This is a genomic window from Cellulomonas hominis (assembly GCF_014201095.1).
In the GTDB taxonomy this organism is placed as follows: Bacteria; Actinomycetota; Actinomycetes; order Actinomycetales; family Cellulomonadaceae; genus Cellulomonas; species Cellulomonas hominis.
Map to the genome: position 1 here is coordinate 1,596,844 of NZ_JACHDN010000001.1, position 22,952 is coordinate 1,619,795.

General features: G+C 76.7%; 18 protein-coding genes and 1 pseudogene. 8 read left to right on the forward strand and 11 right to left on the reverse strand.

The window, feature by feature from the left end:
- The first annotated feature begins 37 nt into the window (after nt 1–37).
- A complete protein-coding gene (locus HNR08_RS21260; protein WP_246803029.1) occupies nt 38–739 on the forward strand; it encodes an excalibur calcium-binding domain-containing protein in 702 nt (233 codons plus the stop codon).
- A gap of 13 nt (nt 740–752) precedes the next feature.
- Here the strand turns inward: HNR08_RS21260 and HNR08_RS07570 are convergent, their stop codons facing one another.
- Both HNR08_RS07570 and HNR08_RS07575 read right to left on the reverse strand, forming a co-directional pair.
- Nucleotides 753–1,643: a ribonuclease Z gene (locus tag HNR08_RS07570; protein ID WP_146836398.1), complete on the reverse strand. Its 891-nt coding sequence runs from the start codon at nt 1,641–1,643 to the stop codon at nt 753–755.
- Nucleotides 1,644–1,778: 135 nt separating this feature from the next.
- Nucleotides 1,779–2,279: a DUF2809 domain-containing protein gene (locus HNR08_RS07575; RefSeq protein WP_146836401.1), complete on the reverse strand. Its 501-nt coding sequence runs from the start codon at nt 2,277–2,279 to the stop codon at nt 1,779–1,781.
- A 105-nt stretch (nt 2,280–2,384) separates the two neighbouring features.
- On the opposite strand from HNR08_RS07575, the gene HNR08_RS07580 reads away from it, so the two are divergent.
- Nucleotides 2,385–3,155: an HNH endonuclease family protein gene (locus tag HNR08_RS07580; protein WP_146836404.1), complete on the forward strand. Its 771-nt coding sequence runs from the start codon at nt 2,385–2,387 to the stop codon at nt 3,153–3,155.
- A gap of 30 nt (nt 3,156–3,185) precedes the next feature.
- Here the strand turns inward: HNR08_RS07580 and HNR08_RS07585 are convergent, their stop codons facing one another.
- Nucleotides 3,186–3,929 (reverse strand): M50 family metallopeptidase, encoded by a 744-nt coding sequence (locus tag HNR08_RS07585; RefSeq protein WP_146836407.1) that lies wholly within the window; start codon nt 3,927–3,929, stop codon nt 3,186–3,188.
- Nucleotides 3,926–4,633, reverse strand: coding sequence for an LmeA family phospholipid-binding protein (locus HNR08_RS07590; RefSeq protein ID WP_146836410.1), 708 nt, complete (start codon nt 4,631–4,633; stop codon nt 3,926–3,928). The genes HNR08_RS07585 and HNR08_RS07590 overlap by 4 nt, the downstream gene beginning before the upstream one ends.
- Nucleotides 4,634–4,850: 217 nt before the next feature.
- Here HNR08_RS07590 and HNR08_RS07595 point away from each other — a divergent pair, with 217 nt between their 5' ends.
- From HNR08_RS07595 to HNR08_RS22885, 4 genes and pseudogenes are all read left to right on the forward strand, one after another.
- Nucleotides 4,851–6,779, forward strand: a complete 1,929-nt coding sequence (locus HNR08_RS07595; RefSeq protein ID WP_146836412.1) for an oxidoreductase — start codon at nt 4,851–4,853, stop codon at nt 6,777–6,779.
- 288 nt (nt 6,780–7,067) lie between these two features.
- On the forward strand, nt 7,068–7,307 hold the full coding sequence (locus HNR08_RS07600; protein WP_146836415.1) for an antitoxin: 240 nt from the start codon (nt 7,068–7,070) through the stop codon (nt 7,305–7,307).
- A 76-nt stretch (nt 7,308–7,383) separates the two neighbouring features.
- A pseudogene (locus HNR08_RS07605) lies at nt 7,384–8,397 on the forward strand (glucose-6-phosphate dehydrogenase); the annotation flags it as partial.
- Between the two features lie 139 nt (nt 8,398–8,536).
- Nucleotides 8,537–8,713, forward strand: a complete 177-nt coding sequence (locus tag HNR08_RS22885) for a hypothetical protein (protein WP_371862377.1) — start codon at nt 8,537–8,539, stop codon at nt 8,711–8,713.
- Here the strand turns inward: HNR08_RS22885 and HNR08_RS07610 are convergent.
- Nucleotides 8,700–11,240 (reverse strand): ABC transporter permease, encoded by a 2,541-nt coding sequence (locus tag HNR08_RS07610; protein WP_146836417.1) that lies wholly within the window; start codon nt 11,238–11,240, stop codon nt 8,700–8,702. The genes HNR08_RS22885 and HNR08_RS07610 overlap by 14 nt on opposite strands.
- Nucleotides 11,240–12,028 (reverse strand): ABC transporter ATP-binding protein, encoded by a 789-nt coding sequence (locus tag HNR08_RS07615; RefSeq protein WP_146836419.1) that lies wholly within the window; start codon nt 12,026–12,028, stop codon nt 11,240–11,242. Before HNR08_RS07615 ends, HNR08_RS07610 begins: the two co-directional genes overlap by 1 nt.
- 266 nt (nt 12,029–12,294) lie before the next feature.
- Here HNR08_RS07615 and HNR08_RS07620 point away from each other — a divergent pair, with 266 nt between their 5' ends.
- Nucleotides 12,295–12,732, forward strand: a complete 438-nt coding sequence (locus tag HNR08_RS07620; protein ID WP_146836425.1) for a hypothetical protein — start codon at nt 12,295–12,297, stop codon at nt 12,730–12,732.
- A 39-nt stretch (nt 12,733–12,771) separates the two neighbouring features.
- On the opposite strand, the gene HNR08_RS07625 is transcribed toward HNR08_RS07620, so the two are convergent.
- From HNR08_RS07625 to HNR08_RS07645, 5 genes are all read right to left on the reverse strand, one after another.
- Nucleotides 12,772–15,825 (reverse strand): AAA family ATPase, encoded by a 3,054-nt coding sequence (locus HNR08_RS07625; RefSeq protein ID WP_146836427.1) that lies wholly within the window; start codon nt 15,823–15,825, stop codon nt 12,772–12,774.
- Entirely contained in the window at nt 15,825–17,006 is a 1,182-nt protein-coding gene (locus HNR08_RS07630) for an exonuclease SbcCD subunit D (protein ID WP_146836430.1), read from the reverse strand. The genes HNR08_RS07625 and HNR08_RS07630 overlap by 1 nt, the downstream gene beginning before the upstream one ends.
- Nucleotides 17,007–17,130: 124 nt before the next feature.
- Nucleotides 17,131–17,481, reverse strand: coding sequence for an STAS domain-containing protein (locus HNR08_RS07635; protein ID WP_146836431.1), 351 nt, complete (start codon nt 17,479–17,481; stop codon nt 17,131–17,133).
- Between the two features lie 209 nt (nt 17,482–17,690).
- Nucleotides 17,691–18,203 (reverse strand): aminoacyl-tRNA deacylase, encoded by a 513-nt coding sequence (locus HNR08_RS07640; RefSeq protein WP_146836434.1) that lies wholly within the window; start codon nt 18,201–18,203, stop codon nt 17,691–17,693.
- Nucleotides 18,204–18,224: 21 nt separating this feature from the next.
- Nucleotides 18,225–19,856, reverse strand: a complete 1,632-nt coding sequence (locus HNR08_RS07645; RefSeq protein ID WP_146836437.1) for an ABC-F family ATP-binding cassette domain-containing protein — start codon at nt 19,854–19,856, stop codon at nt 18,225–18,227.
- 341 nt (nt 19,857–20,197) lie between these two features.
- Here HNR08_RS07645 and HNR08_RS07650 point away from each other — a divergent pair, with 341 nt between their 5' ends.
- A complete protein-coding gene (locus tag HNR08_RS07650) occupies nt 20,198–22,942 on the forward strand; it encodes a beta-glucosidase H (RefSeq protein WP_146836439.1) in 2,745 nt (914 codons plus the stop codon).
- The last annotated feature ends 10 nt before the right edge of the window (nt 22,943–22,952 follow it).

The following is a 22,952-nucleotide window of genomic DNA, read 5'->3' on the forward strand; positions in this document are numbered from 1 at the left end:
CGGGCGCACGGCAGCGCCCCGGACCCAGGGGATCGTCGTGGCGCGCACCTTCAACCCGCCGCCGGACTGGCCGAGTGCACCGCAGGGCTGGGCGCCGCCGCCCGGGTGGGAGCCCGACCCGACGTGGCCGCCCGTCCCGGACGGCTGGGACCTGTGGGTGGAGGAGGCACGTCCGGCCCCGCGCCACCGGCTCCTGCCGCTCGCCCTCGCCGCCGTCGGCGGGCTGGTGCTGGGCATCGTGATCGGTTCCGGGGCCGCAGGCGCGGGCCTGTCCGACGAGCGGGAGACCCTCGCCGCCGACCAGGAGCGGCTCGCCGACGCCACGGCGGCGGTGGAGTCGCGCGAGGAGGACGCGGCGACGGCGGCGGAGGACGCCGCAGCCGACCAGGCCGCCGCCGATGCGGCCTCCCAGCAGAACGTCGCGCGCGCCGACGAGCTGGCCGCGCTGGCAGCGACCCTCGACCAGCGGAGCGCCGACCTCGACGCGACGGCCGCCGGGCTCGCCACGCGGGAGGCCGACGTGGCCGCCCGGGAGGCCGCGGCGGCGTCCCGGACCGGGTCCTCGTCGTCCTCGTCCACCACGACGTCCGGCGGCGGCTCGGGTGGGTCGAGCGGCGCGTCGACGTACTACGCCAACTGCGACGCCGCCCGCGCCGCCGGCGCGGCGCCCGTGCACCTCGGCGACCCCGGGTACCGGGCCGGGCTCGACCGGGACGGCGACGGCGTGGGGTGCGAGTAGGACCGGCTGCCCGTCAGGGAGCCCGGCGCCGCGGCAGGTCGACGCGGTCGAGGTCGCGCGCCAGGACCACCCGGGCCGCCCCTGCCGTCGCCCGGGCCTGCGCGGCGAGCGGCTCGAGGTCGTCGTACCGCCCGGAGAAGTGGGTGAGCACGACGGTCCGGACCCGGCCGGCCGCCGCGAGCGCCCCCGCCTGACCCGCGGTCAGGTGCCGGTGCTGCGCGGCGAGGGCCGCGTCCTCGTCCGCGAACGTCGACTCGACGAGGAGCAGGTCCGCGTCCGCGGCGAGCGCCTCCGCGCCCGGGCAGGGCGCCGTGTCCATGACGACGGCGACGCGCTGGCCGCGCCGCGGCACGCTCACGTCCGCGAGCCGCACCGACCCGGCGCGGCCGGTTCGCTGGAGCTCCCCGACGGCCGGTCCGGCGATGCCGGCGGCGGCGAGCCGGCCGGGCAGGAGCGTCCGGCCGTCGGGCTCGGACCACCGGTAGCCGAACGCGGCGACCCGGTGCCGCAGCGGCTCGACGCGCAGGCCGTCCGCCACCTCCCCGGCCGTGGCGTGCGGGTGCAGGCGCAGGTCGAGACCGGGGGTCGCCAGGCCGACGAGGGCGCGCCCGACGCCCTCGCCCTCGGCGGGGTAGTGCAGGTGGACCGGGTGCTCGACCCCGTCCAGGACCATGCGGGACAGCACGCCGGGCAGCCCGAAGCAGTGGTCGCCGTGCACGTGGGTCAGGCAGATCCGGTGGATGCCGGTGGTCGCGGCGCCGGCCAGGGTGAGCTGGCGTTGCGTCCCCTCGCCCGGGTCGAAGAGCAGGTCCCGGCCGTCCCAGCGGAGCAGGTAGCCGTTGTGGTTGCGCGTGCGGGTCGGGACCCGGGAGGCGGTGCCGAGGACGACGAGCTGACGGACCACGGGGTCCAGTGTGTCCGAACGCCCGGGGCGCCGCCCGCCGCGTGATCACGGGGCGCCGACTCCTCCACAGGCGGCCGGGGCGTGCGTGGTCCCCAGGTCGGGCGCCCGGCCGGGACGGGGACGTCCGCCGCGGTGTCAGGGTCGGCGCAGCGCGGGCCGTCCGGGACCGCCCGACCGACGGGAGGACAGCACCATGACCGCCGCCGCGACCCCCGCACCCGCCGCGTACGCCAGCAGGTCCGGCCAGGCGAACGTCGTGCCGAGCAGGTACCGCAGCGGCGGCCACGCCGCGACCGCCGCCGCCGGGCCACCGGTGAGCTGGGCGAGCTCGACCGCCCAGCACAGCCCCAGCGCCAGGCCGGCCCGGGCGGCGACGGGGAGCCGGGGCCGGACGAGGGTGACCACCAGCAGGACGAGGACCGCGTACAGCGCGTCCCCGAGGGCGTCACCGACCGCACCGGTGCCGTACCGGGCGGTGGCGAGGCCGGCGAGGACGACCGGCGGGACGGCCAGGGCCGCGGCGGTCCGGGCGCGGTCGGCCCCCGCGCGGTCCGCCGGCGCACGGTCGGCCGGCGCACGGTCGGCCGGCGCGGGGGCGGCCGGCGCGCGGTCGCCCCGGGTCTCGTCGCTGGTCATGGCACCTCCGCCCGCCACCGTAGGGCCGCGCCGGGCGACGTGGGCGACGCGCCCGGCCGGGTCGGGAGGAGGGTCGGTGTCGGTGCTGTGTGCGACCGTTCCGCCGTGACCGTCACGACCACCCGCAGCGTCCGCCGAGCCGGGACCGCCGCACGCGGGCCGGGCTCCCGCCCGGGCCGGGGTCGTGGCCGCGGCGGTCGGCGGCTCGGGTGGGCGTGGCTCGTGCTGGTGCTCTGCGTCGCTGCGGGCGCGGGGTTGCCGGCCTGGACGCAGGCCCAGGAGTCCGGCCGGTTCCCCGTGACCGCGGCCGACCTCGACCGGGCCCGGGCCGAGCTCGACGCGCTGGCCGTGAAGGGCCGCGCGCCGCGCACCGGCTACGAGCGCGACGCGTTCGGCCCCGCGTGGGCGGACGTGGACCGCAACGGCTGCGACACCCGGAACGACGTCCTGGCGCGGGACCTCGCGGACACGACGTTCGAGCCCGGGACCCACGACTGCGTCGTCCTGACGGGCAGGCTGGACGACCCGTACAGCGGCGCCACCATCGCGTTCGAGCGCGGGCCGGACAGCGCGGACGTGCAGATCGACCACGTCGTCGCCCTGTCCGACGCCTGGCAGAAGGGCGCGCAGCAGTGGGACGCCGAGCGGCGCCGGCAGTTCGCGAACGACCCCGCCAACCTGCTGGCGGTGGACGGTCCGACGAACGCGGCGAAGGGCGACGGGGACGCCGCGACGTGGCTGCCCCCGAGCACGGGCTACCGGTGCGCGTACGTCGTGCGGCAGGTCCGGGTGAAGGCGGCGTACGGGCTGTGGGTCACCGCGGCGGAGCGGGACGCGATGGACCGGACGCTCGACGGGTGCGTCGTCGCCGGCTGATCGCCGGGCGGGCCGGGACCGGTCGGCGGCTCAGAGCAGCGGCCGGTCCAGCACCCACGACCCACCGAGCACCAGCGCCCCCACGCACACCACCAGGAACGCCCCGACCCAGAACCCGCCCGGCAGCGGCGTGAGCCGTCCGAGCATGTCGGCGTCCGACGTGCCCCGGCCCCGGGCCCGGCGGCGCTGCGCCTGCATCTCGAGCACCGCCCGCGGCGCCCCGACCAGGAGGTACCACGTCACGGCGTACGCGACGGCGACCTGCACCGCGGCCGACCCCCACCACGTCACCCCGACCAGCACGACGCCGGTCACGAGCACCGCCCAGAGCCCGTACCAGTTCCGGATCTGCACCAGCAGCAGCGCGAGCGCCAGCACCAGCGCCCACAGCAGCCCGACGGCGTACCCGCGCCCCAGCAGCCACGCCGCCCCCAGCCCGAGCACGGACGGCCCGACGTAGCCGGCGAACGCCGTCGCGACCATCCCCGGCCCCCGCGGCCGGCCGACCGAGACGGTCAGCCCGGAGGTGTCCGAGTGCAGGCGGATCCCGGACAGCCGACGGCCGGACAGCACCGCGACCAGCCCGTGGGCCGCCTCGTGCACGATCGTCAGCAGGTGCCGGGACAGGTGCCACAGGACGGGCACCACGAGGCAGAGCAGGGCCGCCGCCAGCGCGCCGAGCACCACCCACCGGTCGGGGGCGGGCTGGACGGTCGTCGCCCGGTCCCAGATCTCGCCGGGCAGCGCCCGGAGCGTGTCGAGGACACCGCTCACAGGGCGTCCAGCGTGACGTCGTCCAGCTCGACCGTGAGGCGCAGGCCGTCGGGCTGCACGGTCGCACCGGTGACCGTGGCGCCCTGGGGGAGCTCGTCGGCGACGCCGAACTGGGTGAGCCGGGCGGCGAGCCCGTCCGGCAGGACGTCGGCGTCGACGGTGAGCCCCGCGAGCGACGCCGACTGGACGTCGACCGTGAGGCCCGCGGTGCCGGCCGGCGCGACGGTGAGCGTGACGGCGGCGGGAAGCCCCGCGACCTGCCCCTCCGCGACGAGGGACTCCCCCTCGACGCGCAGCGCGAGGTCCCACCCCGTGCGGTCGCGCAGCAGGGACTCCAGGGCGGCGGTGGTGGCCGTGGCGGTGACCCGCAGGTGCTGGGCGCCGCGCGGCTCCCGGACGGCGACCCCCGTGGCGGTGGCGTCGACGGCGGTCAGCGGCAGGCCGCGGAGCGTGAGGGCGTCGGCGGTCAGGCGGACGTCGTCCAGCGTGCCGGAGATCAGCTGCGTGAGGAACGGGAAGCCGGCGACCGTGACGTCGGTCCCGGTCGCGCCGGTCTGCTGGCGCACGGCGTCGGCGGCGACGTCCTCCGCGAGGCCGCGGGTCACGCGGTCGGCGAGCAGGGGTCCGCCGACGAGGACGAGCAGCGCGAGCACCGTCCCGACGGCGCAGCCGACGCGGCGGCGGGGGCTCCGGGTGCTGGTCACGCCCCGAGGCTACGGGGCCGTCCTGCACGGCCGCGCGCGACGGCCGCCGCCTCCGCACGACCTTCACCCGGGACCCGCAGGCCCCTCCCGGGCCTCATCCGGGACGAACGACCCTGCTGACCACCCGGTCGGTATCGGACGATCGTTGACAAGTCAGGTTTTCCCGTCCCCCCAGGCGCCCGGACCGCTCAGCCGCCCCCTCACGGAGGAACTCGCCATGACCGCCACCTTCGAGCACGTCCTGCAACCGGGACGCATCGGCTCGCTCGAGCTGCCCAACCGCGTCGCCCTCGCCCCGATGGGCACCGAGATGGGCACCCACGAGGGCTTGATCACGGAGCGCGAGATCGCGTACTACACCGAGCGCGCCAAGGGCGGCACCGGCCTGGTGATGACCGGCATCTCCGCCGTCTCCCAGGACTACGAGGTCATCAACCCGGGCCTGTGCCGGGTGGACACCGACGCCGCCCTGCCGGGCCTGACGGCTCTGGCCGAGTCGGTCCACGCGGCCGGCGGGAGGATCAGCCTCCAGCTGACCGCGGGCCTCGGCCGGAACATCAACACCGTGGACCCCGAGCGCCTGCCGATCTCCGCGTCCGACAACCCGCACTACGCGAACCCCGACGTGCTGTGCCGCCCGCTGGAGACCCACGAGATCCGGGTCATCGTGCAGCGCCACGCCGAGGCCGCCGCCCGCGCGGCCGCCGCCGGCATCGACGCGATCGACATCCACGGCCACACCGGCTACCTGGTCGACCAGTTCATGAGCCCGGTGTGGAACCGGCGGACCGACGAGTACGGCGGCTCCACCGAGAACCGCTGCCGCTTCGCGGTCGAGATCATCCAGGCCGTGAAGTCCGCGGCGCCGGGCCTGCCGGTGTCGTTCCGGCTGTCGGTCGACCACCGGTTCCCGGGCGGCCGCACCGTCGAGGAGTCCCGGAAGATCGCTGTCGTGCTGGAGGCGGCGGGGCTCGACCTGCTCATCGCGGACGACGGCTCCTACGAGGCGATGGACTACGTCTTCCCGCCGTACTACCTCGGCGACGCCTGCATGGCGCCCGCGGCGAAGGCGATGAAGGAGGTCCTGTCGATCCCCGTCATGGCCGTCGGCAACCTCACCCCCGAGAACGCCGAGGCCGTCATCGCGGCGGGCGAGGCGGACTTCGCCGGCATCGGGCGCGGCCTGATCGCCGACCCGGAGTGGGCCAACAAGCTGCGCGAGGGACGCCGCGGCGACCTGCGCCCCTGCATCCGCTGCAACGCCATGTGCGTGGGTCACGCGTTCTTCGCCGAGGCGCTCGGCTGCGCGGTGAACCCGCAGGTCGGCTTCGAGCGGGAGCGCGTGCTGACGATCGCCCCCCGGCCGAAGCGCGTCGTCGTGGTCGGCGGCGGCCCCGGCGGGCTCGAGGCGGCCCGCGTCGCGGCGCTGCGCGGGCACACCGTCGACCTGTACGAGAAGGGCACGAACCTGGGCGGCGTGCTCTGGCCGGCCGCCACCCCGGAGTTCAAGAAGGAGCTCCGCGGGATGGTCGGCTGGTGGGAGCGCCAGTTCGCGACGCTGCCCGTGACCGTGCACCTCGGGTCCGAGATCCACGCGGACTCCCTCGAGCTCGAGGGCGCGGACGCCATCGTGGTCGCGACCGGCTCGCTGCCGATCGTCCCGCGGTCCATCCCGGGCATCGACGGGGACAACGTCGTCGAGGTCCTGGACTTCCACCTCGGCACGCCCGTCGGGCAGCGGGTGGTCGTCGCCGGCGGCGGCCTGTCCGGCGCGGACTCGGCGCTCGAGCTCGCGCAGGCCGGCCACGAGGTGACGATCGTCGAGATGGCGTCCGAGATCGCCAAGGACATGATCGTCATCAACCGGATCACGCTCCTGCGCCAGCTCGCCGAGCACGGCGTGCGGATCCTCACGGACCACACGGTCACGGCCGTCGACGAGAAGGGCCTGACCGCGACCGGTCCCGACGGCGAGGTGCACGTCGACGCCGACACGGTGCTCTCCGCGTTCGGCGTCCGCCCGAACACCGCGCTGCCCGAGGCGCTGGCCGGGCGGGCCGACGTGATCGCGGTGGGCGACTGCGTGAAGCCGGCGAAGGTCGGCGAGGCGATCAACGCGGGCTTCCTGGCGGCGTTCGACCTCTGACCCCCGACCCCTGCCGGGCGCGGCGGAGCCGACCCCCCGCGCCCGGCAGGTCCCGCGCGGCCGTCCCCTCCGGCCGCGCCCCGAGCGCCGGGAGAGGGCCATGTCGCCGAGGTAGGGCCGTGCGCGGTTCCTTCCTCGGCCCGCCGGTCCTCTCTCGGCGTCCGTGTGCGGGCGGGCGCCGCGCGGAGCAGGGGGCCGCGCGGCGCCCGGAGGCGGTGCGGTTGCGAGGGGGCCGGGGGCGTCGTTGACTCGGGACGGACGCAGCGGCAGCACGGGAGGCGGACGGGCATGGGCATCGGGGACTACGTCGACAAGGCCAAGCGGGCCCTCGCGGGGAACGAGGACAAGGTCGCCGACGCGATCGACAAGGTCGCCGGCGCGGCGAAGTCACGGACCTCGGCCTCGACGGACGCGAAGATCGACCGGGCCGCCGACAAGGCGCGGGACTTCCTGGAGCAGCAGAAGCGCGAGGGCCGGGACCACCCGCCGGCCCGGCACACCGAGCGTCCCGACCCGCCGGCGCTCTGAGCGCGGCCGCGTGGCAGCGGAGCAGACCCCGGTCCTCGTCGTCCTGCACGGCGCCCGGGGCGATCTGGCGCGCCGCATGGTGTACCCCGGCCTGGCCGAGCTCGACCGGGCCGGTCTGCTGCCGGAGCGCTGGCTGCTGCTCGGCACGGGGCGCCGCCCGATGTCGGACGACGACCTGGCCGCTCTGGTGCGGGACGCGCTCGGCGAGCACGGCGACCCGGGGCACGCCGGCGCGCTCGACGGCCACCTCCGGTACGCGGAGACCTTCGCCGAGGACGACGCGGGCGGGCTCGTGGACGCGATCGCGGACGCCCGCCGCGACCTCGGCGGCGACCCCACCGTCCTGCACTACCTCGCCGTCCCGCCGTCGGCGTTCGCGCCGATCACGCGGGCGCTGCGCGCGCACGACCTGGCCGCCGGGGTGCGCGTCGTCTACGAGAAGCCCTACGGCACGTCGCCGGAGTCGTTCGAGGAGCTCGACGCCCTCGTGCACGAGGTGCTCGACGAGGACCAGGTGTTCAGGATCGACCACTTCCTCGGCAAGGAGGCGACCCAGAACCTGCACGTGCTGCGGTTCGCCAACGAGCTGTTCGGCGGCGTGTGGAGCCGGGAGCACGTGGCCCAGGTGCAGGTCGACGTGCCGGAGACGCTGGACGTCACGGACCGGGCCGAGTTCTACGACGCGACCGGCGCGGCCCTCGACATGCTGGGGACGCACCTGTTCCAGGTGGCCGCCGAGGTCGCGATGGAGCCGCCGCCGGCGCTGGACGCGGCGCACCTCGCGGCCGCGCGGGAGGCCGTGATCGCGCGGTTCCGGCCGCTCGACCCGGCCCACGACGTGGTGCTGGGGCAGTTCGCCGGGTACCGAGACCTCGACGGGGTGGCCGGCGACTCGACGACGGACACGTTCGTCGCGGCGCGGCTGTGGGTCGACGACGACCGCTGGCGCGGCGTGCCCTTCCTGCTCCGGACGGGCAAACGGCTGGCGGCGCAGGCGCAGCGGGTGACGCTGGTGCTGCGGACGCCCGACGAGCTGTTCGGCGAGCCGGCCGGCCCGGGCCGGATCAGCCTGTCGCTCGCGGGCGACGGGGCCATCGACATCACCACCACGGTGAAGCGGCCGGGCCCGGACCTGCGGCTGGCCACCGGCACCGCGTCGCTCGCGCTGGACGACGTGCAGCCCGGCGACCCGCTGTCCCCCGTACGCCTCGCTGCTGCACGACGTCCTGGTGGGCGACCGGACGCTGTTCACGACACCGGCCGGGCTGCGCGCCGCGTGGGCGGCGTTCGCCCCGCTGCTCGGCCCGGACCGCCCGGACCCCGAGCCGTACGAGCCGGGGTCGTGGGGTCCCGCCCGGGCCGACGCGCTGGCCGGCCCGGACGGGTGGGTCCTCACTCGTAGCTGACGGCGTCCAGCACCTTCATGCGGGCCGCGCGGGTCGCGGGCCACAGCGCCGCCAGGATCCCGACGACCACCGCGAGCACGAGCATCCCGACCAGGCTGCCCCACGGGATGACGAGCTCGGACAGGCCCTCGTCCGCGTACACCGCGGGCAGGGTGGACGCCAGGGCCACGCCGACGACCAGGCCGACGACCGTCCCGAACACCGCGGTCAGCGCCGACTCGACCGTCACCGTGCCCGCGAGCTGCAGCCGGCCGAGGCCGACCGCCCGGAGCAGCCCGATCTCCCGCGTCCGCTCGATCACCGACAGGGCGAGGGTGTTGACGATGCCGAGCACCGCGATCACCACGGACAGGCCGAGCAGCGCGTACAGGATGACCAGCACCTGGTTGACCTGGTCGGCGATCTGCGAGACGAACTCCTCCTGCGTGAGCACCGAGACCACGACGTAGGGCGACACCGCGTCGGCGACCGCGTCCTGCAGCGCGTCCAGGGACACCCCGTCGGCCGCGTTCACGAGCACCGTGTCGATGACCTGCATCTCGCGCGGGACCAGCAGGTCCAGCACGTCGCGGTTGACGACCACCGGGGCCCCGACCACGTTCGTGGCGAAGATGCCGGCGACGGTGAGCTCCTGCGGGCCGGACGGGCCGGTGACGACGAGCGTGTCGCCGACCTCCCAGCCGTTCGTCTCGGCCGCCGCCTCCTGCACGACCGCCTCGCCGTCCCGCAGCACGCCGATCTCGCCGTCGATCGTCTCCGCGTCGACCGCGCGGTCGAACAGGTCCGGTGCCAGGCCGGCCACGTAGCCCGTCGTCGCCTCGCCGCCGTCCTCCGCGACCGGCAGCGCCGCCGCGGCGAACGCGTCCACCTGCCCGACCTCGGGGAGCGCCTCGACGTCGTCCACGGCGCCCGAGGGCACCTGGAAGGTCGCCGACTGCAGGACCAGGTCGCCGTGCAGCTGCGACTCCACGACGCCCGCCACCGACTGCGAGGCGGACCCGGCGATCACGGACACGCCGCCGACCAGCGCCATGCCGATCATCAGCGCGCCCGCGGTGTTCGCCGTGCGGCGGGGGTTGCGGACCACGTTGCCGCGGGCCAGCCGCCCGACGGGCCGGATCAGCCGGACGAACGGCCACGCCAGCACCCCGACGGTCGCGCGCGCCAGGCTCGGCGCGAGCATGAGGACGCCGACCAGCACGGCGGCGGCGCCCGCACCGAGCGCGGCGTCCGCGACGTCCGCCTCGGCGTTCAGCACCGCGGCGAGCACGCCCGCGACGCCCAGGGCGGTGACGACGGAGCCGAGCACCGCGCGGACCCGCATCGAGCGCTCCGCGACGGTGACCTCGTCGCGCATGGCCTCGACCGGCGGGACCAGCGCCGCGCGGCGGGCCGGGACGGCGGCGGCCAGGACGCTGACCAGGGTGCCGACCACCAGCGAGACGCCGATGGTCGCGGCGTCCACCGGGACGTCGCCCGCCAGGTCCATGCCCATCGACTCGAACACCGCCTTGAGGCCCTGCACGAGACCCAGGCCGCCGGCGATGCCGATGGCCGAGCCGATCAGGCCGACGACGGCCGCCTGCACCAGGATCGACGCGAAGACCTGCGCCGGCGAGGCGCCGACCGCGCGCAGCAGGGCGAACTCGCGCATCCGCTGGCGCACCGACATCGCGAAGGTGTTGGAGATGATGAACGCCCCGACGAACAGGGCGATCGCCGCGAAGACCAGCAGGAACGTCGTGACGAACCCGAGCATCTCGCCGATGGCGTCCTTGTTCTCGTCCCGGAGCTGCTGCCCGGTGACGGCCTCCAGGCCGCCGGTCGCGAACGGCTCGAGGGCCGCGACGAGCTCCTCGTCGGTCGTCCCGTCCTCCGCGTACACGGCGATGTCGTTCACGCCGCCGTCGGGGGCGAACAGGCCGTACCCGGTGTCGGCGTCGACCAGGACGATCGTGGCACCGGCCATCGGGCCGCCCATGTCGACCCGGCCGACGATCTCGACCGGCGTGACCTCGCCGGCGATGACGGCCTGCGTGCTGTCGCCGATCGCGAAGCCGGACGACTCCAGCGTGGCCGTCTCCAGCGCGACCTCGCCCGCCCGCTCCGGGCCGCGGCCCTCGGCGATGCGCACCGACGGGTCGTCGTGGACGTACGGGAACGCGAAGCTCGGCGCCTGGGTGCTCTGCACCGCCGTGCCGTCGGAGCCGACCAGGACGATCGAGCCCTGCACCTCGGGGATCGCGTGGGCGACCCCGTCGAGCGCGGCGATCTCCTCGGCGGCCTCCTTCGGGACGGTGCCGGTGGCGGTCGTGCCCTCGGCGATCGAGGAGCCCTCGACGGGCTGCGGCCGCAGGTACGCGTCCGCCGGGGCGGCGGCGTCGACGATCCCGTCGAACGTGCTCGACATCATCGTCCGCAGCGAGAACGTGCCCGCCACGAACGCCACGCCCAGGGCAACCGCCAGCAGCGACAGCACGAACCGGACGAGGTGCGCGCGGATCCCGCGCAGCGCGACGCGGCCCATCAGCGGGCGGCCGCGTCGGCCGCGGCGGCGCCGGCGTGGGCCCCGGCAGCGGGCCGCAGCGCGGTGAGCGCCGCGAGCACCGCGTCCGGCGTCGGGTCGGTGACCTCGCCGACCAGACGGCCGTCCGCGAGGAACAGCACCCGGTGGGCGTAGGAGGCGGCCGTCGGGTCGTGCGTGACCATGACGACCGACTGGCCGAGGTCGTCGACGGAGCGACGCAGGAAGCCCAGCACCTCGCCGGACGACGTCGAGTCGAGGTTGCCGGTCGGCTCGTCCGCGAACACCACGGCGGGCCGGGACACCAGGGCGCGGGCGCAGGCGACGCGCTGCTGCTGGCCGCCGGACAGCTCGGTCGGCTTGTGGCCGAGGCGGTCGGCGAGACCGACGGCCTCCACGACGGCGTCCAGGTGCGCGCGGTCCACCGGGCGCCGCGCGATGTCCAGCGGCAGCGTGATGTTCTCCAGCGCCGTCAGGGTCGGGACCAGGTTGAACGCCTGGAACACGAAGCCGAGCCGGTCGCGGCGCAGCCGGGTGAGCTGCCGCTCGTTCATCGCGCTGACCTCGAGGCCGTCGACGACGACCGAGCCGGCGTTCGCGCGGTCCAGGCCGGCCATGCAGTGCATGAGGGTCGACTTGCCGGAGCCCGACGGGCCCATGATCGCGGTCATCTCGCCGCGGCCGAAGTCCACGTCCACACCCGCGAGGGCGTGCACGGCGGTGTCGCCCGTTCCGTAGGTCTTCACCAGACCGCGGGCGCTCGCGATCGGGGTGGTGTCGGTGGTGGTCATGGTCTCCGGTTCCTGTGCAACTGACGACGGGGTCGGGACGATCGTGGCGCGCGCGGTCGCAGCCGGGCATCGGTGAGCACCCTGGTCCGTCCCTGATCCGCCCCCCAGGGACAGAGGTCCCGCACCCTGATGTCGCAGGTGGGAGGGGGTGCGCGGCACCCCGGCCGCAGGCGCCCGCCGGGTGGTGCGCGTGGGTCCGGCCGGACGCGTCAGGAGGTGTGGCGCAGGTCACACCGGGGCCCTAGGCTGGATGCCGGGGTGCTCCGATGCCGTGGTCCCTGCTGTTCTGGGTGGCGCTGCCGGCGCTCACCTTCGCCGCCGTGCTGGCCCTGATCCCCGGCGGGGAGGTGCCGCCGAAGCTGCGCGCGCTCCTGACCCGGGCGAGCACGCGGCTGGCCGGCGCGCTGGACCGGCTCGCCGCCCACCTCCGGCACGGCCGGCACGTCCCGGCGCCCGACCCGTTCGACGCCCTGCACGTGCAGATGCGGCTCGGGATCGTGGCCGACCACCTGCAGCGGCTGGAGGCCGACCGGCACGCCTGGGCCCGGGCGGAGCGGATCATCGCGAGCCAGCTCGCGTACGACGCGCTGCTCGCGGAGGCCTGCCGGCTCGCGGGCGTGGAGGTGCTGCCGCGGGCGAAGGGCGACCCGTGGGAGCGGATGCGCGAGGAGGTCGAGCTCGCGGCGCGCGGGTGGACCTGGTGACGGCGGCCGCCCGCCGCCGCACGGCCGCGCGCCGCGGGGTCAGCCCGCGACGACCGTGAGCGTGCTCGACCCGTCTCCCCGCCGCCGGACCTCGATCCGCTCGGCCACCGCCTGCTTGAGCGCCTCGACGTGGGACACGACGCCGACGACCCGCCCCCCGGCGCGCAGCCGCCCGAGCTCGGCGAGCACCGCGTCGAGGGTGTGCGGGTCGAGCGTGCCGAAGCCCTCGTCGATGAACAGCGTCCCGAGCTCGACGCCGCCGGCCTCGGCGGTCACGACGTCCGCCATGCCGAGCGCGAGGCAGAGCGACACGTAGAACGTCTCCCCGCCCGACAGCGTGCGCGGGTCCCGGGCGGAGCCGGTCGTGTGGTCGAGGACCCGCATGGCCAGGCCGGTGCGCCGGGTGCGGACGTCCTCGCGCTCGTCGGACCGCTCGAGCTCGTACCGGCCGTCGGACATCTCCCGCAGCCGCTCGTTCGCGGCGGCGACCACGTCCTCGAACCGGCGGACCAGCACGTAGGTCGCCAGCGACAGCGCACGGGCGTTGTCGGCGTCCGCGCCGCCGGCGAGCCGGGCCATCCGGACCACCGGCGCGGCCTCCGCCTCGGCGGTCGCCAGGGTTCGCGCGGCGTCGGTGACGTGCGCGGCTGCCTCGGCCGCGCGGTCGGCGCGGTCACGGACCGATCCGAGCGACGCGGCGGCGGCGTCCGCGGCGGCGGTGGCCTCGGCGACCACGGCGTCCAGCCCGGCGACCCGGATGCCGAGGGCGTCGGCGTCCTCCTCGCCGAGGTCTGCGAGCTCGGGGTCCCGCAGCCCGTCCTCGACCAGGGCGACGGCGGTGCGGTGCGCCTCGACCGCGCGCTCGACGGACGCGACGTCGCCGGACCCCGCGACGGCGGCACGGGCGTCCGCCTCGGCGTCGAAGCCGTGCTCGGTCAGCAGGCCGGCGAGCTCGCCGGCCCGCTCGGCCGCGGAGCGGGTGGCGTGCGCGTGCCGGTCGAGCGCGCCGAGCACGGCGTCCGCGGCGTCGAGCCGCGCCTGCTCCGCGCCCTGCCGGGCGAGCACCGTCGGGTGCCCGTCGCAGGCGGCGTCGACCTCCGTGCGGTCGCGGTCGAGGTCCTGCTCCGCGCGGGCGAGCTCGAGCACGGCCGCCGCGTGCTCGTCGCCGAGGCCGGCGCGGGCGGTCCGGAGCTCCTCGGTGACCCGGTCGTGCTCCGCCAGGTCGGCCCGCAGCCGGTCGCGGGCGCGCCCGGCGGCCTGCGCCTCGGCCAGCGCCGTCCGGCGGCGCTCCACCTCGTCCGAGGCCGCCTCCGCGTCCGTACCCCCGGTGCGCTCGCGCAGCGCCGCGCACCGCTCGGTGATCGTGGCCACCCGCGCGTCGCGGTCGCGCACGGCGTCCTCGGCGGCGCGGCGACCCGCCTCGGCGGCGGCGACGTCCTCCTCGCGGACGTGGTCGGCGCGCAGGGCCGCGGGGGCGGGGTGCTCGGTTCCGCCGCAGACCGGGCACGGCTCGCCGTCGGCCAGCCGGGCGGCGAGCTCGCCGGCGAAGCCGTCCAGCCGGGCGGTGCGCAGCCGGGCCTCCTCGCGCACGGCGTCCCGGGCGGCGGCGACGGCCGACGCCCGGTCGGCCTCCGCGGCCGCCAGCGCCGTCCCGGCCGCCGCCAGGTCGCGCACCGCCGCGAGCACGGCCTCGGCGTCCTCGAGGTCCCGGGCGCGCGCGGGCGCGGTCGCGGCCAGGTCGGTTGCCGCCTCGAGCGCGTCGGCGAGCGCCGTCCGGGCGGCCGGCCGCTCCGCCAGCAGCTCGTCCGCCTCGGCCATCGCACGGGCACGGGCGGCCTGCACCTCGCGCAGCCGGTCGAGGTCACGGGTCCGGCGCGGCAGCCCGTCCTCCAGCGCGACGACCCGGCGCAGCGTGGCGACGGCCGCCGCACCCGCCTCGCGCACGGCCGTGAGCGCGCGCGGGAGGCCGGGGTCCGCGAGCGCGGCGACGACGTCGGCCGGCGCGAGCCCCTCGGGGGCGGTGTCGAGCGCGGCGTGCAGCTCCTTCTCCGCCCCGGCGAGCACGGCACGCGCCTCGTCAGCCCCGCGCAGCGCGGGCGCGACCACGGCGGCGCGGCGGGCCCGGTCCAGGCGGGCGAGGTCGGCGGCGTGCTGGTCCGCCGCAGCCGCCAGCCGGGCGCGCTCGGCCTCGAGCGTCCGCCGGCGACGCACCAGCCGGAGCCGCTGCCCGGCCGCGTCGGCGGCCTCGCGGGCCCGGGCGGCGGCGTCGGCCGCGGTCCGCGCCACGTGCTGCGCCTCGGCGGCCTGCGTCCGCAGCGCGTCCAGCCGCTCGGCGACCAGCGGGCCGACGCCGGCCGGGTCCTCGGCCGCGGCCTCGCGCAGCGCGGCGACCCCGTCCTCGTCGGCCCCGGACGCCCCGGCGAACCGCGCGGCGCACTCCTGCACCCGGGTGCGCGCGTCGGCCACCGCGCGCTGGGCGTCGCGACGCAGCTCGTCGAGCCGGTGCTGCACCCGCTCGTACACCTCGGTGCCGAAGATCCGCTGCAGCAGGCCGCGACGCTGCTCCGGGTCGGCGCGCAGGAACGCGGCGAACTCGCCCTGCGGCAGCACCATCGTCTGCACGAACTGCGCGCGGTCCAGCCCGACCACGCGGGTGAGCTCGGCCCCCGCCTCGTCCAGCCGGGTGGACAGCAGCTCGCCCTCGCCGTCGTCGGGGTGCTCGGGCGCCGCCGTGAGCCGCCAGAGCTTCACCGTCGCCTGCTGCCGGACCGTCCCGGTGCCGCGCCGCTTGGGGCGGTCGAACGCCGGCGTCCGGCGGACGCGGTACACGCCGGACCCGGTCTCGAACACGAGGTCCACCACCGTCTCGACGTCCTCGCCCGCGAACGCCGAGCGCAGCCGGTCCTCGCTCGCGGCGGCGGACGCGACCTTGCCGTACAGCGCGAAGACCACGGCGTCGATCACGGTGGACTTGCCGGCCCCGGTGGGGCCCTCCAGCAGGAACAGCCCGCCCGCGGACAGCGCCGCGAAGTCCACGGTGTACCGGCCGGCGAACGGCCCGACCGCCTGCATCGTCAGCGTGTGCAGCCGCATCAGGCGCTCCGCTCCGCCGCGACCGCGCCCTCGTAGGCCCGGCGCAGCACCGCCGCCTCGGCCTCGGTCGGCGGCGTGCCGCTGACGTGGGCGACGAACTCCGCCGCCACCTCGAGCGGGTCGCGCGCCGCGGTCACCTCGGCCGCCCGCGCGCCCGCGTCCCGGGCCGGCGGCCGGTGCTGCACGACGAGCGCGTGCGGGAACCGGCCGCGCACGCGGGCGTACAGGTCGGGCGGCCGGTGCGCGTCCGTGACGGTCACGCGCACCCAGTCGTCGAGGTGCGGCTCCCCGGCCGGACCGAGCAGCTCGTCGAGCGGCCCCGCGAGGTCGGTCAGCCGGCGCGGCACCGGAGCGGGGACCAGGCGCACCTGGGCGGGTCCGGCGGCACCGAGGTCCACCAGCGCGGTCGACTTGGTGTGCCGCGCCTCGGAGAACGAGTACGCCAGCGGCGACCCCGCGTACCGGAGGACGGTCGCGCCGCCCGGGTCGCCGACCCGCTGGGGCCCGTGCAGGTGCCCGAGGGCCACGTAGTCGACCCCGTCGAACACCGCCGTGGGTGCGTGATCCACCCCGCCGACGCGGATGTCCCGCTCGGACTCCGAGGCCGCCCCGCCGACGACGAACGCGTGCGCGACCACCACCGAGCGCGGCGGCCGCCCGGTCGCCGCCGCCGTCCGCGCCGCGAGGTCCGCCCGCACGCGGTCCATCGCCGCCCCCAGCACTGCGGCGTGCGACCGCGCGAGCGGCTCCGCCCCGTCGGCGGCCAGCGTGTGCCGGGCGGCGTCCGGGTCGAGGTACGGCAGCCCGTAGACCAGCACGTCCCCGTCCGCCCCGGGCAGCACCACCGGGCGGTCGACGTCGCCGGGCCGGGCGAGCACCCGGACCCGGTCCCGCAGCAGGTCGGCGCCGAAGCCGAGCCGGACCGCGGAGTCGTGGTTGCCCGGGGTGACCACGACGACGGCGTGCTCGGCCAGCCGCCGGAGCGCGTCGGACAGCTGCGCGACGGACTCGACCGGGGGGATCGCCCGGTCGTAGACGTCGCCCGCCACGAGCACCGCGTCCACCCGCTCGTCCCGGACGACCTCGACCAGGTGGTCGAGGAACGTCTGCTGGTGCGCCGTCAGGTCGACGCCGTGCAGGGTGCGGCCGAGGTGCCAGTCGGAGGTGTGGAGCAGCCGCATGCCCCGACGGTATCGGCGACCACCCACACCCCCCGGCATCCGGGGCGTCGCCTGTGGACGACGCGCGTGGCGCGGCCCTGTGGAGGAGTCGGCGCCCGCTCGTGGAGCGGCACCGGGGCCCTCCTCAGGCGACGGCGGCCTCCGGTTCGAGGTCGATCTCGCCCGCCATCCCGATGAGGTCCAGCCGGCCGACGACCTCGCGGCCCGGGTCCCGCAGGGTGAGCCGCTGCCCGGTCTCGCTCGCGGCGAGGTGCAGCTGCAGGACGAACGCGAGCCCGGAGGAGTCGATGAACGTCACCCCGCTCGCGTCCACCACCACGGGCGCGCTGCTCGCGAGCGCCTGCGCCATCGACGTGCTGGCCTCGGCGCGCAGCGCGCCGTCGACCTCGCCCCACATCCGGACCACCGTGCGCCCCTGCACGGTCGTCACGTCGATCCCCCCGAGCGGGGAGGTGGGATCCTCGGTCTGGTCCATCGGTCCTCGTCTTCCAGTCGTCACGGGCCGCCCGATCATGGACCGGCCCGGGCGTCGGCGCACTCGGTGGCGCGCCGCGGCCGGACGGTCCGGCCGCGTGCGGTCGTCGTCGTGCACACCCGGGCAACGTCCCAGGGGTGCGGGGTGTTCCCGCGCGCGACGATCCGTTGACCCGGTCTTGACCCGGGAGGCGTCGGCGCGGCCGGGTGTCAGCCCTCCGGTGCGGGCTCGGTCACGTCCGCCACGGTGGCGTCCAGAGCGCGCACCAGGTCGTCGCCGTCCAGCGTCACCCCGACGCCGTGCCCGCCGCCCCCGATCGACACCGACCGCCCCGGCACGCGGGCGTCCGCGACCACCGGCCACGCCCGCAGCGAGCCGAACGGCGTGATCGTGCCGCGCTCGTACCCGGTGACGTCCTTGGCGGTGGCCGCGTCCGGCATCGACATCCGGCTCACCCCGAGCAGCGCCCGCAGCTTCGGCCACGAGATGGCGCGGTCGCCGGGCACGAGGACGAACAGGTAGTCGTCGTCGCCGCGGCGCACCACCAGCGTCTTGACGATCCCGGACGGGTCCACGCCTCGCGCCGCGGCGGCCTCCGCCAGCGACCCCACCCGGCCGTGCCGGACGATCGTGTGCGCGACCCCCGACTCCGCCAGGGCGCGCGCCGCCCGCTGCTCACCCTCGGCGGGTTGGGAGGGCCCCGTGGGCTCGGTGCTCGTCATGTCCGCCACCCTACGAGCGCCCTACGACACGAGCCGCCCGTCCTCCACCCGTGCGGTCGCCCCGTGCCAGGTCCGCCGCAGCCACCGGTCGTGCGACGCCACGACGACCGCGCCCGGCGCGGTGCGCAGCGCCTCGGCCAGCTCGTCCGCCAGCGCGAGGGAGACGTGGTTGGTCGGCTCGTCGAGCAGCAGCACGTCCGGCGCCTGCGCGACGAGCAGCGCGAGCACCACCCGGCGCCGCTGCCCGACGGACAGCTCCCGCAGCGGCCGGTCGGCGTCCCGCGGCGCCACCAGCCCGAGCTCGACCAGCGGCGGCGCGCCCGGCGAACCGTCCGTCACGAGGTCGTAGACGGCTCGCGGCGTGCGCGGGTCCTCGGCCAGGCCGACGTCCTGCTCCAGCAGCGCCACCCGGGCGCCGCGGGCGCGGTGCACGGTCCCGCGGGCGGGCGCCAGGTCGCCGGCGAGCAGGTGCAGCAGCGTCGACTTGCCCGACCCGTTCGGCCCGGTGACGAGCAGCGCGGTATCCCGGTGCACGTCGAGCGCGTCGACGCGCAGGCGCGCCGGCACCTCCGCGTCCCGGACCGCCACGGCGAGGCCGTCCGCCCGTGCCTCGCCGGTCAGGACGGCCCGGAACCGCAGCTCGCGCGGCGGCCGCGGCACCGGGGCCGCCTCGAGCTCGTCCAGGCGCCGCCGGGCGTCCTTCACCCGGCGCGACACCTGGTGCGCGACCCGGTCGGCGTACCGGCCGTAGGCCATCCTGTTCCGGTCGGTCATGGCGCGGCCGGGCGCGACGGCGCGCGCGGTGCCGTCGCCCGCCAGGGACGCGCGCAGGGCCGCGACCTCCTCCCGCTCCGCCTCCCACCGCTCCTGCCACTGCCGGCGGGCGACGCGCTGCGCCTCCCGGTAGTCCGCGAAGCGCCCGCCGACGACGCGCGGTCCGCCGGGCACCGGATCCAGGTCGAGGACCTCGGTGGCGACCTCGTCCAGGAACACCCGGTCGTGGCTGGCGAGCACGACGGCGCCCGGCAGGCCGACCAGCGCGCCCGCCAGGAACTCCGCGGCGTCGTCGTCCAGGTGGTTGGTCGGCTCGTCGAGCAGCACCGCCCCCGGCCGGCGGACCAGGACCGCCGCGAGCGCCAGGCGGCTGCGCTGCCCCCCGGAGAGGCTGCCGCTGGGCCGGTCCGGGTCGACCCCGGCCAGGCCGAGGCCCGCGAGGACGCGCTGCGCCCGGGCGTCCGCGTCCCACACCTCGGCGGCCTGCGCCCGGGCGAGCGCGAGGTCGTAGGCGGCGGCCGGGCCGGGCGCACCGGAGGCCGCCCCCAGGGCAGCCGCCGTCCGCTCCAGGTCGTCCGCGAGCTCCCGGACCGCCCCGAGCGCCTCCTCGACGACGTCGTGCAGCGTGGCGTCCGGGCCGAACGGCGGCTCCTGGTGCAGGTACGCCAGGTCGGCCGGACGGTGCACCGCGCCGGAGTCGGGGCGGTCGGCGCCGGCGAGCAGCCGGAGCAGGGTCGACTTGCCCGCGCCGTTCTCGCCGACGACGCCGAGCCGGTGGCCGGGGTCGACGGACAGGCTCACGTCGGTGAGCACGCGACGGTCGCCGAAGACGCGCGAGACGCCGACCGCGCGCAGGACGGGGTTTGCGGGGAGGGACATGCGGGGACCACCACCAGCGGCGCCGACCTGGGGACACGCACGGGTCGGCGGGAGTCGGGACGAGGACTCGGGGCCGGTCAGATCCACATGGTGACGACGGTACGTCCGCTGCGCGGACGCGTCCACGGAATACCGGGCAGGATCGGCGCGGCGCCCGCGCGACGCCCGCGGCACGCAGCCGGTGGTCAGTACCGGGTGACGACCCCGGGGCAGCCCGCACCCACCGCTTCACCCGGGCAAGCGTTCCTTGACCGTCACCCGGACGGGTGACCTACTGGCCGTCGGCGGGCGGCGCCTGGAGCACACCGGGCCCGACCCTCGCCCGACAGGGGGTGTCGACGATGCATCCACGTACCCGGCGCGCGGGCCTGCCCGCCGTCCTCACCGCGCTCGCGCTGGCCGTCCCCGTGGGCGGTGCGGCGGCGGCCACCACCGACGACGACCCCGCCCGCGCGGCGCAGGAGGCCGCCGTCGCCGACGCCCTGCAGGAGGGGCAGTCGTTCCCGGCGGACTTCTGGTGGGACGAGTCGCCCGACGACACCCGCCGCGCCCGCGCCCTGCTGCGGCAGATGACGCTGGACGAGAAGGTCGACATGCTGCACGGGGAGCTGAACAACTACTTCGGCTTCTACAACCGGCCCATCGAGCGGCTCGGCATCCCGGCGCTGACGATGGCCGACGGGCCGGCGGGCGTGCGGATCGCCAACCCCGACGTGAACGGCCAGCGCTCGACGCAGCTCCCCTCGCCCCTCGCGCTCGCCGCGACGTGGGACACCGCGCTCGCGCAGGAGTACGGCCGGCTCGCGGGTGACGAGGCCGCGCGGACGGGGCACAACGTGCTGCTCTCGCCGGCGTTCGACATCGCCCGGGTCGCGCAGGCGGGCCGCGCGTTCGAGGCGTTCGGTGAGGACCCGCTGCTGTCCGGCACGCTCGGTGCCGCCGAGATCCGGGGGATCCAGGCCAACCCGGTGATCGCCGACCTCAAGCACTACAACCTGTACACCCAGGAGCAGAACCGGCTCACCGGCGGCAACGCGGTCGTGGACGAGCGGACGCTCCAGGAGATCTACACCCGGCCGTTCGCCATCGGCCAGGAGGAGGGGCGCGCCGGGTCGGCGATGTGCGCGTTCAACAAGGTCAACGGCGTCTACGCCTGCGAGAACGACCTGCTCCTCAACCAGGTCCTCAAGGAGCAGCTCGGCTTCGAGGGCTGGGTGATGAGCGACTACGGCGCCACGCACAGCACGGCCCCCGCCATCCTCGCGGGGATGGACCAGGAGATGCCCGGCAACACGACGCCCGAGGTCGGGCCCGGCGACTGCTTCTTCTGCGGTCCGCTGCTCGACGCGGTGCGCTCGGGCCAGGTGCCGCAGTCCCGGGTCGACGACGCCGTGCTGCGCATCCTGCGGCCGATGGTCGCGCTCGGCCTGCTCGACAACCCGCCGACGGTGCGGCCGCTGCCGGAGGCCGAGAACTCGGCGTTCGCGCGGTCCGTGTCCGAGCGGGCGAGCGTGCTGCTGAAGAACGCGAGCGGGACGCTGCCGCTCGCGGCGTCGGTCGGGTCGATCGCGGTGATCGGCACCGACGCCGACGCGGTGGTGCAGGGCGGCGGCTCGTCTCAGGTCATCCCGACCCGGACGGTCAGCCCGCTCGCCGGCATCCAGGCGCGGGCCGGCGCGGGCGTGACCGTGACGCACACGCCGGGGACCGACCCGGTCACGTCCGCGGTCCTGCTGCCCGGGCCCGAGGCGATCCCGTCGGACTACCTCACCTCCGCGCTCGGCGACGGCGAGGGCGTCCGGGTCGAGTACTTCGACACTCCGGACCTGTCCGGCGCCCCCGCGGTGGACCGTACCGAGCCCTGGGCCGGCATCTTCGGCGGGTTCTTCCTGTTCGAGGGGTTCAACGCGCAGTCGCCGCACTTCCCGGTGCAGGACAACCTGCACAACGCGTCGATCCGGTGGACCGGGACGCTCACGGCCCCGGTGTCCGGGACCTACGAGCTGGCGGTCACCACGAACGGCACCAGCACGGTGTACCTCGACGACCAGCCGGTGCTCACCACGGACCCGTCCGCCGAGCCCGCCGTGACCACCGCCCCGGTCGACCTCGTCGCCGGCCAGGCGTACGCGCTGCGCGCCGAGTACACGAACGACTCCCCCGGCGGCACCGACGCCGGTGCGGCGTTCCGGCTCGGCTGGACGCCGCCGCAGGCGCTCGTCACCCCGTCCGTCCAGGCGGCCGCCGACGCGGCCCGGTCGGCGCAGGCCGCCGTGGTCGTCGTGCGGGACTACTCCTCGGAGGGCGGCGACAAGCCGTCCCTCGACCTGCCGAACGGCCAGGCCGAGCTCATCCGGCAGGTCGCCGCGGCCAACCCCCGGACGATCGTCGTGCTCGAGGCCGGCGGGATCGTGCAGACCTCCGACTGGGACGGGTCTGTCGGCGCCGTGCTGCACAACTGGTTCGGCGGGCAGGAGCAGGGCAACGCCGTCGCGGGCATCCTGTTCGGCGACGTCAACCCGTCCGGCCGGCTGCCCGTGACGATCCCGGTCGACGAGGAGTCCACGCCGGTCAGCGACCCCGCGCAGTACCCCGGCGAGGGGCTCGACCAGCAGTTCAGCGAGGGCATCTTCGTCGGCTACCGCGGCTACGCGGAGGAGGGCATCACGCCGCAGTACCCGTTCGGGCACGGGCTGTCCTACACGTCGTACGCGTACACGAACCTGCGCACCGCGGCCGTCCCCGACCCGGACGGCACCGGGATGCGGCTCGAGGCCACCGTGGACGTGCAGAACACCGGGGCCGTCGCCGGGACCGAGACCGTGCAGGTCTACGTCGGGAACCTGCCCACCCGCCGGGTGAGCAGCGCACCGGTCGCCCTGGCCGGGTTCGGCACCGTCGCGCTGGCCCCCGGCGAGACCAAGCCCGTGACGGTGCTGCTCAGCCCCGAGTCGATGTCGTACTGGGACGTCGACCGCGACCGCTGGCGCACCCCGACCGGGCAGATCCCGGTCCTCGTCGGCGCGTCCGCCACGGACATCCGCCTCACGGGCTCGCTGGCGATCTCGAACCGCCTGGTCCGCTGACCGCGGCGCG

Bases quoted from the DNA above. Each gene is read 5' to 3' on its own strand.
- HNR08_RS07575 (WP_146836401.1), bottom strand. From the start codon at position 2,279: ATGACCAGCGACGAGACCCGGGGCGACCGCGCGCCGGCCGCCCCCGCG.
- HNR08_RS07595 (WP_146836412.1), top strand. From the start codon at position 4,851: ATGACCGCCACCTTCGAGCACGTCCTGCAACCGGGACGCATCGGCTCG.
- HNR08_RS07600 (WP_146836415.1), top strand. From the start codon at position 7,068: ATGGGCATCGGGGACTACGTCGACAAGGCCAAGCGGGCCCTCGCGGGG.
- HNR08_RS07610 (WP_146836417.1), bottom strand. From the start codon at position 11,240: ATGGGCCGCGTCGCGCTGCGCGGGATCCGCGCGCACCTCGTCCGGTTC.
- HNR08_RS07615 (WP_146836419.1), bottom strand. From the start codon at position 12,028: ATGACCACCACCGACACCACCCCGATCGCGAGCGCCCGCGGTCTGGTG.
- HNR08_RS07620 (WP_146836425.1), top strand. From the start codon at position 12,295: ATGCCGTGGTCCCTGCTGTTCTGGGTGGCGCTGCCGGCGCTCACCTTC.
- HNR08_RS07625 (WP_146836427.1), bottom strand. From the start codon at position 15,825: ATGCGGCTGCACACGCTGACGATGCAGGCGGTCGGGCCGTTCGCCGGC.
- HNR08_RS07630 (WP_146836430.1), bottom strand. From the start codon at position 17,006: ATGCGGCTGCTCCACACCTCCGACTGGCACCTCGGCCGCACCCTGCAC.
- HNR08_RS07635 (WP_146836431.1), bottom strand. From the start codon at position 17,481: ATGGACCAGACCGAGGATCCCACCTCCCCGCTCGGGGGGATCGACGTG.
- HNR08_RS07640 (WP_146836434.1), bottom strand. From the start codon at position 18,203: ATGACGAGCACCGAGCCCACGGGGCCCTCCCAACCCGCCGAGGGTGAG.
- HNR08_RS07645 (WP_146836437.1), bottom strand. From the start codon at position 19,856: ATGTCCCTCCCCGCAAACCCCGTCCTGCGCGCGGTCGGCGTCTCGCGC.
- HNR08_RS07650 (WP_146836439.1), top strand. From the start codon at position 20,198: ATGCATCCACGTACCCGGCGCGCGGGCCTGCCCGCCGTCCTCACCGCG.